Annotated in this window: 1 protein-coding gene; it reads left to right on the top strand. The window is 42.7% G+C overall.

Going from position 1 to position 382, the window contains the following annotated elements:
- A partial coding sequence (locus EOD40_RS18055; protein WP_196781474.1) for a hypothetical protein occupies positions 1-382 on the top strand: 382 nt, incomplete at both ends.

Genomic DNA, 382 nt, shown 5'->3' with positions numbered 1-382 from the left:
TGGCAGCAGGAACAAGTGTAACAGTAAAATGGACAGTGACCAATGGAACATGTAGTGCTTTTGATAATGTAACCCTACAAAATGATGCACAACCTGTAGTAAGCGATCAGCCGAACCAAACCTTATGCAATACATCTACATTCACTATGACGCAAACTGCACCATCGGTGGGAAGCGGTATATGGACTTTTGTAGGAGCATCTGGTGCTGCTGTAATAACAACACCAAATTCGCCAGCAACAACAATTACAGGAGTGGCAGCAGGAACAAGTGTAACAGTAAAATGGACAGTGACCAATGGAACATGTAGTGCTTTTGATAATGTAACCCTACAAAATGATGCACAACCTGTAGTAAGCGATCAGCCGAACCAAACCTTATG

It is taken from the genome of Flavobacterium sufflavum (genome assembly GCF_004016525.1).
GTDB classification, from domain to species: Bacteria; Bacteroidota; Bacteroidia; order Flavobacteriales; family Flavobacteriaceae; genus Flavobacterium; species Flavobacterium sufflavum.
The sequence above is the reverse complement of the archived record's forward strand: the minus strand, read 5'-3'. Positions and strand labels throughout refer to the sequence as shown.